This window comes from Acinetobacter sp. GWC1_38_13, assembly GCF_001767535.1.
Classification (GTDB): Bacteria; Pseudomonadota; Gammaproteobacteria; order Pseudomonadales; family Moraxellaceae; genus Acinetobacter; species Acinetobacter junii.
Map to the genome: position 1 here is coordinate 4,124 of NZ_MELG01000043.1, position 8,998 is coordinate 13,121.

Here is an 8,998-nt window from a genome sequence, read left to right on the forward strand (position 1 = left end):
TAAACAACACGCGAACCTAAAACAGTTCCACCATATGTCGAACCATGACTACCAGCACCCAATAGTCCAACTGCTTTACCTTGAGTCATGACCGCACCAACAGGAAAACCATTTCCTAAACCTTTTGCAGTTGTCATCACATCAGGAACTATATTGGTGTGTTGGTATGCAAAATATTTACCTGTACGACCATTACCAGTTTGAATTTCATCAAGCATCATCAACCAATTGTGCTGATTACATAGTGCGCGAACTTCTTCTAAATAGCTGAAGCCTTGTGGAGCAGTATTGACACCACCTTCTCCTTGAATTGGCTCAATCAAGATAGCAACAATGTCTGGATGATTGATTGCAGCTTCTTGGATTGCCTCAATATCACCAAATGGAACTCGAATAAATCCTTCAACCAATGGCGCAAAACCTTCCTGAACTTTTTTATTCCCTGTTGCAGACAAGGTTGCCAAAGTACGACCATGAAAAGATTGTTCAGCAACGATAATTTTAGGATTACTCACACCTTGCTGCGCACCAAATTTACGAGCAATTTTAATTGCACCTTCATTTGACTCAGCACCGCTATTTGAAAAAAAGATTTCTTCCATTCCTGAAACTTCAGCAAGTTTCTGCGCAGCAGCTGTCTGCCAAGGAATTTCAAATAAGTTACTGGTGTGTACTAATGTTGCAGCTTGCTCTGCAATTGCTTCTGCAATCACAGGATGAGCATGACCTAAACCACATACAGCAATACCTGTCAAAGCATCTAAATATTCAGTACCATCTGCTGTGTACAGATACGCCCCTCGTCCTCGAACAAAACTGATCGCTTGGCGACCATAAGTAGCCATAAGATGTGAAGGTTGATCAGGTTGCACAGGAGCAAGAGTGATATTAGTCATAACAAACTCAATCTATCGTTAGTTGTGTTGAAAAAGGTTATATAAGCAAAAACCTGTGTAGATTGAAAGCTTAAACTCACATTTATACAAGAAAAATCTTTAGCAATAGCCCGCAGCTAATTTTTCGGTATATAATTTGGGAAGATTAGTTGAGGATCTATCTATGACGGAACAAGCGCGTGATACAGTAGCGTTAATTCGTGATCAAATTGCGAAACACCCTGTTTTACTTTACATGAAAGGCACTCCACAATTCCCGCAATGTGGTTTTTCAGCTCGTGCAGTTGAAGCACTTAGTCAAATTGGTCGTCCATTTGCCTATGTAAATATCTTAGAAAACCAAGATATTCGTGCAACATTACCTCAAATTGCAAACTGGCCTACTTTCCCACAGTTATGGGTAAATGGTGAGCTTATTGGTGGTAGCGATATCATGCTTGAGATGTTCCAAAATGGTGAATTAAAACCATTAGTTGAGCAATATAGCCCAGCACCTGAAGCATAAGTTTAAAAAGCCAATCTCTTGATTGGCTTTTTTATTACTTACAACTTAAACCGATATAACGAAACATCCCTTCGACGCCCAAATCTGATTTTAAAATAATTACATCTTCATATGTTGACTTTGAAATACTAGAAAAGATATTCATATTGGCATCTTCATGAATTTCATCAACAGATTGTGACAAAGTTTCTTCAAAACGATCTGCTATATATTCAAATCCCAAGTCCATAGCGATAAATAACGTATGATCACATGGTTGGATATATTGCTCTTGTTCCCAATCTAGTACAGCTTGTTGACAATATGGGCAGACAATATTTTGAGTTGAATCGGCAATATTAATAAGTTGATAAGACATGATGATAAAGCTTAAGAAATTAAAAACAGTTTAAAAGAATATCCTAATCAAAGCTATTCTCAGCTCAGGAGTATTTAGCACATGGTCTCTATAGAACAAGCTATCGCTTTTGCCGCTACAAAGCATATGGGACAAGTCGATAAGGCGAATGCCCCTTATATATTACATCCTTTACGCGTCATGATGAACGTCTCAACGATTCAGCAAAAAATTGTAGCCGTGTTACATGATGTTCTCGAAGATACTAATACTACTGTAGATGAACTATATGAATTAGGATGTGATAACGATATTGTTGAAGCAATTCTAGCATTGACTAAACTAAAGGGTGAATCTCGAACTGAGGCTGCAAAACGCACCCTTCAAAACCCTATAGCACGTGTTGTGAAAATTGCAGATATCAATGACAATATGGACTTATCGAGGATTCATTCACCTACAAATAAAGATTTTGAACGAATTAAAGAATATCAACTGGTTCGCGATATTTTGACACAAAGTATTTAATCAATCGGTTTATACTAACCTAGAACTTATAAAAGCTGGAGTTTATGGCAGAATGCTAACGGATTTAGATGATTTTTACTGCTTTGCACTGGTTGTAGAACATGGTGGTTTTAGCGCAGCCGAACGTGCAACTGACATCCCAAAATCTAAGCTTAGCCGTAGGGTCTATAATTTAGAAGAACAACTAGGCGTTCGCCTCATTCAACGCAGTTCACGACATTTTGCTGTCACTGATATCGGTATGGATGTCTATAGACACGCACAAGTCATGATGAATGCCGCGCAAGCAGCACATGATGTGGTTAATCACTTAAGTAGCGAACCTCGTGGCGTGATCAAAGTGAGCGTTCCTGTCGACATCGCCCAAAACCAAATGGCCAAAATACTACCCGCTTTTTTGAAGAAATATCCCGAAGTACGCGTACAAATGATGGTCAGTAACCGTCGTGTTGATGTTATTAATGAAGGTATTGATCTAGCTTTAAGGGTTCGTTCTAAATTAGATGATGACCCCAATCTCGTATTAAGAGAGTTTGAAGCAATAGAACAACGTCTTTTTGCCAGTCAAGCATATCTTAATGAATTTGGACACCTAAATACACCTGAAGAACTGAGCAAACACCGTATTATTAGTATGTCAGAAGATCATCTCGATCAACAATTCTTATTAAGTGGCCCAAATAATCAACAACAAAAAATTAAAGTTAACCCAGTGATTATGGCTTCCAATCTTTTAATGTTGGCACAACTTGCAAGCCAAAATTGCGGTATCGCTTTATTACCAGATAGTATTGCTCAAGATTTTGTAAAATCAGGACAATTAGTAAAAGTATTACCAGAGTGGACTGCACCTCATGGTATTTTTCACGCTGTATATCCATCGAGAAGAGGTTTGCTACCTGCCGTACGTGTATTTATTGATTATCTGGTTGAACAACTAACGATGTGCTCTACAAGAAAAAGGCCTGATTTTTAATCAAGCCTTGATGATTCGAAACCCTTTAAATTGAAGGATAATGTCCAGTTCCATTTGGCCATGGCGTCAATAACTCAAAACCATCATCAGTCACAGCAACCATGTGTTCCCATTGCGCTGACCAAGATTTATCCTGAGTAACAACCGTCCAACCATCACTCAACTCTCTAACAAATGGTTTCCCAGCATTAACCATGGGTTCAATCGTAAATACCATGCCTTTCTTCAGCACCATACCCTGACCTTTTTGCCCGTAGTGCAAAATGTTTGGCTGTTCATGATATACGCGCCCAATTCCATGACCGCAATACTCTCGGACAATACTATAGCCTTCACGCTGTGCTACAGATTGAATTGCATGACCAATATCACCTAAAGTCGCACCGGGTCTTACAGTATGAATACCAGCAAGCATCGCTTCGTAGGTTGTTTCTACTAATTTTTTTGCTTCAGGAGTAGGTTCACCCACAAAGTACATTCTACTGGTATCACCAAAGTAACCATCTTTGATGACAGCTACATCAATATTTAAAATATCACCTTCTTTTAAAATCTTCTTTGCAGAAGGAATTGCATGACAAACCTCTTCATTGACGGAGATACACGTAGTCTTCGTAAAACCATGGTAGCCAACATTGGCAGGTATCACTTGCAGCGTATTTACAATGTAATCATTACAGATATCATCTAGGTATTCTGTACTTACGCCAGGCTTAATAAACTCGCCTATCATTTCTAAAACTTGTGCCGCTAAACGTCCTGAGATTCTTAACTTCTCAATATCTTGTTCCGTTTTGATGGTCACAGTAGAAGCTCTCATTCGAGATATTCCTTATTAAAAAATAATAAAATCAAAAAATAATGCATAGGCGTTGCATTCATCATTTCTATAGTTTTACGCCTTAGCTTTCAAATGTTCAATCCCTTTTATGGACAAACACCAATTAATTGTACATTTAATTTAGATTTTTATCATAATATCATCATGTTTAACCCATTTTTTCACTTTTAAAATCATTTCAAACAATTATGTTTACCAATCCTAATTATATGATTTACAAGCTTTCTTTTTAGTCAAAAATCAATCAATTTTCACATAAAATTAGTTTCAAAAGAGAACATTTTTGGTCTAGAATTCGCACTTTTATTTTAAACCTCCCATTTTATGAATCATCTTCGTACAGGAGATATTATTGCCTTAGGTTTTATGACCTTCGCACTGTTTATTGGTGCAGGTAATATTATTTTCCCACCTATTGTCGCACAACAAGCAGGTGAACATGTTTGGCTTGCTGCTTTTGGTTTTTTAATCACTGCAGTTGGTTTACCAGTGCTTACCATTATGGCTTTATCGCGAATGCAAGGCTCAATCGAGATTATTAGTTCTCCTTTAGGTCGATTTGCTAGCCTTTTATTAACAATTGTTTGTTATCTCTCTGTTGGTCCATTATTCGCTACTCCACGGACTGCGACAGTTTCATATGAAATTGGTTTTGCTCCTTATTTTGGAACTTCGAGTAGTAGTTTATTTATATATAGTGTGATTTATTTTGCTCTAGTGACTGCTGTATCACTCTACCCAAATAAGCTGTTAGACACTGTAGGGCATGTTCTTGCGCCTTTAAAAATTATTGCACTTGCAATTTTAGGTATTGCAGCAATTGTTATTCCGACTGGTTATATCTCACCGCCGATCAACAACTATGTGAGTAGTCCAGTATCTGAAGGCTTTATTAATGGTTATCTCACCATGGACACGCTTGGTGCATTGGTCTTTGGTATCGTAATTATTCAAGCAATACAATCACGTGGTGTGACAGACTCAAAACTGATAACTAAATATGCAATTATTGCAAGTTTAATTGCAGGTGTTGGACTTACACTCGTATATATCAGCCTATTCAAACTTGGTTTGGGTAGTCATGAAGTTGCTGCAAATGCTGACAATGGTGCTATTATTTTGCATGCATATGTTCAACACGCATTTGGCGACTTAGGTTCTATCTTCCTGACTGGATTAATTTTTTTAGCATGTATGGTGACTGCTATTGGGCTAACCTGTGCTTGTGCTGAATACTTTACTGAATTGACTGGTCTACCATATAAATTTCTTGTTTTTATCTTGATCGGTTTTTCATTGGTCATTTCGAATCTAGGCTTGACTAAACTTATTGCATTTTCAGTACCAGTGCTTAGTGCTATCTACCCACCAGCTATCGTGGTCATTATGTTGAGTTTTTTCTGGAAATTTTGGAATAAACCATCATTAGTTGTTGGATCAGTTACTACGGTTGCTTTCATTTTCGGAATTATCGAAGCGGTAAAAGCTGCGGGATTCAACGAATATTTACCAGTTTTCATTCAACATCTACCTTTGAATGAACAAAATTTAGCATGGCTACTTCCATCTCTTATCGTACTGGTGGTAACTACTGCTATTGATCGAATGCGTAAAGAAAAAATTTAAAATGATTTGTCGTTAAAATGATGTTTTACCCAGACATGATTTTAGCTATACAGAAAATGTTCTTTTATCCAACGTTCATTTTTTGTTTACGACAAATCTTTTTAACTGTTAAATTAATGATTTATGGTTTTATTATTTTCTATTTCTAAATGTAAAAAAACCAACAATATCATAATTAAAAATACCAACAATCACCAAATAAAATAATATTTTCATATATAAATCAATACATTCTAAAATTTATTTTCAAAATAGTCTTTTTACCTATTGAAATCCCTAAAAATAAGCAGTACAACTTTAAATTCAATTCTGACAAAAACGATTAGGTTTCTGTCATCACGACTCAAGGAGGGATGGAGATGTTATCATTACATTTCAACAAGCAAGTCTTCATTAACACTCTGAAGGCAAACGATTCGATCGTATATGCAATCACAACACTCGCACTTATGGCTACGTTGTTATTACAAGGCACAATTAAAGGTAATTTGAAACCTGAATATTTCGCCTATGCACTGATCGTTTCACTAGCCTTTTGTACGTGGGGTATTGTGGACCGAAAGTTTCGACAAATGAGTGCTGAGCGTCAAAAAAATTAATTTACTAAAATGGATGAGTCATCATCCATTTTTTATTGGAAATAAATTATTGTTCCGTAAAGCAATATAGCTGTTGCACCCAGCTCAACCACTATCAAACTAAACATTATAAAACTCATACACCAACTTGGTAGTGTCCAATGTCCCAATTGATGAGGTTGTTTAAATTGGTTGGTTGTGTCTTTTAAAAAACCATGGATTATGTAAGTTAGGATCGACATCGAGAAAAAGAACAGATTCGCAACAACGCAAAATAATTTTGTAGTTTCACTTAACATACTGAAATAACTTAAACATGCCAAAATTAAACTGGCACTCGCATATAACAAACTACTACGATGCGCAATATCTACATAATAATGAGCTCTTGATTGTTGAGATCTTCGAATTTGATAATATTTCCAAACGCCTGTTAACATTCCTACCCAAAGAAAAATTCCACTAAAAATTATTGCTAATTCCATTGCTTGGTTAAATTCCACAACTATATCCATTTGATTTGTTTAATTAATAATCTTGATTCTACCTTTATTTGACTTTTTAGTCATTTTTTATATAAGTTTCTTTTTGGAACTTGTGTAAAGTAATTAGAGATAGTATTGAGTTCTCCGTTATGAATACCTATAAATCTTTTTGGATCAGCTGTAAAGATGGTTATCAACTTTCAGCTCGATACTACGCTTCTGAAAATAATACAAAACAGTTTCCAATTCTGGTTTGTTCAGCAACTGGCATTACTCAGAACTTTTACAATTCATTTGCACAATGGCTGAATCAACAAGGTTATCAAGTTCTCACCTTTGATTTCAGAGGAATTGGTGAGTCATTACATGGCAAATTAAAAGATTCTACAGCAAGTATTGATGATTGGGGTTTATTGGATATACCAGCTGCAATTGACTTACTAATCAACAAAACCCACGCACAACAGGTGATTATTATTGGTCATAGTGCTGGCGGGCAGTTGCTTGGTATCAACCCTTCTTATGAAAAAGTTGCCAAGGTATTAGCTATTGCGGGTTCTACAGGTCACATCAAAGGTCTAAAGGGAAAAACTAAGTTATTAGCTCCTGTTATGTTCAACATTATTTTCCCTGTTTCAAGTTTATTTAAAGGATACGGTGCGACACAATTCATCGGCATGGGTGAAAACCTACCGAAAAATGTTGCAAGACAATGGGCTGAGTTTTGTAGTAAACCTGGTTATGTAATGAATACGATTGGTAAAACTATTTTTAATGACTATCATCAGCAGATTAAGTGCCCTATCGTTTCGTTTTGGGCTACAGACGATGAAATCGCCACAGAAGCGAATGTCAAAGATTTATTACGACTGTATCCAAACGCTGAAACCAAACTAGTTCAACTTGATCCACAGAAACATGGTTTTAATGAGATCGGGCATATGTCGATGTTTAAAAAGAGCCATAAGCAACTATGGTCAATCATTGAAAAAGAAATCAACTTCTAATAAATAAGTACCCTCTTCACTTTACGCATTTAAATATGTAATCCTGTTTAGATGCGTCTTTTTAATAACATCAAATTCCACCTTTCATCATTCCAAAATTAATTAATCAAACTAAATTGACCGCCAAATTTATTAAATTTTCTACATCTGTATATTTTATTGATCAAAAAACAGCATAAAAATGTGATAAAGAATGTATTAATTCATCTTTTTAGATTATTTATTCTAGTTATTTTTTAACCATATGTTTAACCCAATTATCTGTATTTGATAGTATTTATTATATAAATATATTGATTTCTATATTTTATGACATTTGAGACATAAGTTTTTGCCTTTAAAGTCACGTCAAATATTGTATTTATTTTCTACAATAGCAATGTTCTTGAGATAGACTGATTTATAGAAAAACTGTCTATCTGAAAGAGTGTGTAGAATAGATAAAACCATCATAAATAACATTTTTATATGTTTTTTCGATGATTTTTTATTCAAAATAAAGATAGCTGTAGAGCTTCTTTAAGGAAGATTTGTTATAAATGAAATGGTGGAAAATTCAATCAATCTTGGATTTTTCAGCAAGTCGTGAAGACACTTCATGGAATTCAAGAGTTGGTTAACCAATTCACAGTAACAAGCATAGGAAATAAGTAAATGCCTAAAAAATATGCGCGTTTTTTACCTACAGCCGAATCATTTAACTTAGAAGACTTTCCATATTACTGGATTTCTCAAGTAAATGCTCAGTACGTTCAAAACATCGACAACGTACTTAAAAAGTATGGTTTAGACAATTCTCGCCGTCGTATTTTACTTGCATTGAATGTAAAACCTCATGCCAGCGTATCAGAACTATCAGATATGGTCATTTCAAAGATGTCTACGACCACTAAAATCGTTTATCGCCTGAAAGATGAAGGCTATATCGAAACTTACTCTTGCAAAGAAGATGGTCGTATTACGCGAGTTTTTCTGACAGACAAAGGTAAAGAAATGATTGTTAAAATTAATGACCTGACTTCAGTCATTTTAGAACAATCTTTCGATGGTTTAACTCCATTGCAAATAGAAAAAACAATGGAAATCTTAAAACATATGTTTAAGAATTTATCACGTTGATTTAATCGTAAGCGTCCGCTGAACACACCTTATGAATTCATCCTATAAGCCTTAATTTAGTCCCCACTTAAAAACAAGTGGGGACTAAAATTTATGACTA

11 protein-coding genes are annotated in these 8,998 nt (G+C 35.5%); 7 read left to right on the forward strand and 4 right to left on the reverse strand.

The features are described from left to right. On the reverse strand, nucleotides 1-896 hold an 896-nt coding region (locus tag A2003_RS04325; RefSeq protein WP_286686856.1), incomplete at its 3' end, for an aminotransferase class III-fold pyridoxal phosphate-dependent enzyme. Nucleotides 897-1,059: 163 nt separating this feature from the next. Between A2003_RS04325 and grxD the strand changes: the two genes are divergently transcribed. Then, a complete protein-coding gene (grxD, locus tag A2003_RS04330; RefSeq protein ID WP_004772459.1) occupies nucleotides 1,060-1,401 on the forward strand; it encodes a Grx4 family monothiol glutaredoxin in 342 nt (113 codons plus the stop codon). Between the two features lie 34 nt (nucleotides 1,402-1,435). Here the strand turns inward: grxD and A2003_RS04335 are convergent, their stop codons facing one another. After that, complete coding sequence (locus tag A2003_RS04335) at nucleotides 1,436-1,759, reverse strand: hypothetical protein (RefSeq protein ID WP_004911419.1); 324 nt, start codon at nucleotides 1,757-1,759, stop codon at nucleotides 1,436-1,438. An 81-nt stretch (nucleotides 1,760-1,840) separates the two neighbouring features. Here A2003_RS04335 and A2003_RS04340 point away from each other — a divergent pair, with 81 nt between their 5' ends. Further along, a complete protein-coding gene (locus A2003_RS04340; RefSeq protein ID WP_286686857.1) occupies nucleotides 1,841-2,266 on the forward strand; it encodes a guanosine-3',5'-bis(diphosphate) 3'-pyrophosphohydrolase in 426 nt (141 codons plus the stop codon). A gap of 52 nt (nucleotides 2,267-2,318) precedes the next feature. Then, nucleotides 2,319-3,242: a LysR family transcriptional regulator gene (locus A2003_RS04345; protein WP_004962142.1), complete on the forward strand. Its 924-nt coding sequence runs from the start codon at nucleotides 2,319-2,321 to the stop codon at nucleotides 3,240-3,242. 25 nt (nucleotides 3,243-3,267) lie between these two features. Here the strand turns inward: A2003_RS04345 and map are convergent, their stop codons facing one another. After that, nucleotides 3,268-4,062: a type I methionyl aminopeptidase gene (gene map / locus A2003_RS04350; protein WP_286686858.1), complete on the reverse strand. Its 795-nt coding sequence runs from the start codon at nucleotides 4,060-4,062 to the stop codon at nucleotides 3,268-3,270. A gap of 345 nt (nucleotides 4,063-4,407) precedes the next feature. Here map and brnQ point away from each other — a divergent pair, with 345 nt between their 5' ends. Both brnQ and A2003_RS04360 read left to right on the forward strand, forming a co-directional pair. Beyond that, nucleotides 4,408-5,709, forward strand: a complete 1,302-nt coding sequence (gene brnQ, locus A2003_RS04355) for a branched-chain amino acid transport system II carrier protein (RefSeq protein ID WP_005402557.1) — start codon at nucleotides 4,408-4,410, stop codon at nucleotides 5,707-5,709. A 359-nt stretch (nucleotides 5,710-6,068) separates the two neighbouring features. Beyond that, the gene (locus A2003_RS04360) at nucleotides 6,069-6,308 is read left to right on the forward strand and encodes a hypothetical protein (protein WP_004911434.1); all 240 of its coding nucleotides are present in this window, start codon (nucleotides 6,069-6,071) and stop codon (nucleotides 6,306-6,308) included. 32 nt (nucleotides 6,309-6,340) lie between these two features. On the opposite strand, the gene A2003_RS04365 is transcribed toward A2003_RS04360, so the two are convergent. Then, complete coding sequence (locus A2003_RS04365) at nucleotides 6,341-6,802, reverse strand: hypothetical protein (protein ID WP_004954119.1); 462 nt, start codon at nucleotides 6,800-6,802, stop codon at nucleotides 6,341-6,343. A gap of 119 nt (nucleotides 6,803-6,921) precedes the next feature. On the opposite strand from A2003_RS04365, the gene A2003_RS04370 reads away from it, so the two are divergent. Both A2003_RS04370 and A2003_RS04375 read left to right on the forward strand, forming a co-directional pair. Beyond that, nucleotides 6,922-7,779 carry an alpha/beta hydrolase family protein gene (locus A2003_RS04370; protein ID WP_042891038.1) on the forward strand — a complete coding sequence of 286 codons (858 nt, stop codon included), beginning with the start codon at nucleotides 6,922-6,924 and terminating at the stop codon, nucleotides 7,777-7,779. A gap of 654 nt (nucleotides 7,780-8,433) precedes the next feature. Continuing rightward, nucleotides 8,434-8,898 carry a MarR family winged helix-turn-helix transcriptional regulator gene (locus A2003_RS04375; RefSeq protein ID WP_004911447.1) on the forward strand — a complete coding sequence of 155 codons (465 nt, stop codon included), beginning with the start codon at nucleotides 8,434-8,436 and terminating at the stop codon, nucleotides 8,896-8,898. The last annotated feature ends 100 nt before the right edge of the window (nucleotides 8,899-8,998 follow it).

Excerpts from the sequence above, each read along its gene's own strand:
- A2003_RS04360 (WP_004911434.1), top strand. The coding sequence starts at position 6,069 with ATGTTATCATTACATTTCAACAAGCAAGTCTTCATTAACACTCTGAAG.
- map (WP_286686858.1), bottom strand. The coding sequence starts at position 4,062 with ATGAGAGCTTCTACTGTGACCATCAAAACGGAACAAGATATTGAGAAG.
- A2003_RS04365 (WP_004954119.1), bottom strand. The coding sequence starts at position 6,802 with ATGGATATAGTTGTGGAATTTAACCAAGCAATGGAATTAGCAATAATT.
- A2003_RS04340 (WP_286686857.1), top strand. The coding sequence starts at position 1,841 with ATGGTCTCTATAGAACAAGCTATCGCTTTTGCCGCTACAAAGCATATG.
- A2003_RS04335 (WP_004911419.1), bottom strand. The coding sequence starts at position 1,759 with ATGTCTTATCAACTTATTAATATTGCCGATTCAACTCAAAATATTGTC.
- A2003_RS04375 (WP_004911447.1), top strand. The coding sequence starts at position 8,434 with ATGCCTAAAAAATATGCGCGTTTTTTACCTACAGCCGAATCATTTAAC.
- grxD (WP_004772459.1), top strand. The coding sequence starts at position 1,060 with ATGACGGAACAAGCGCGTGATACAGTAGCGTTAATTCGTGATCAAATT.
- brnQ (WP_005402557.1), top strand. The coding sequence starts at position 4,408 with ATGAATCATCTTCGTACAGGAGATATTATTGCCTTAGGTTTTATGACC.
- A2003_RS04370 (WP_042891038.1), top strand. The coding sequence starts at position 6,922 with ATGAATACCTATAAATCTTTTTGGATCAGCTGTAAAGATGGTTATCAA.
- A2003_RS04345 (WP_004962142.1), top strand. The coding sequence starts at position 2,319 with ATGCTAACGGATTTAGATGATTTTTACTGCTTTGCACTGGTTGTAGAA.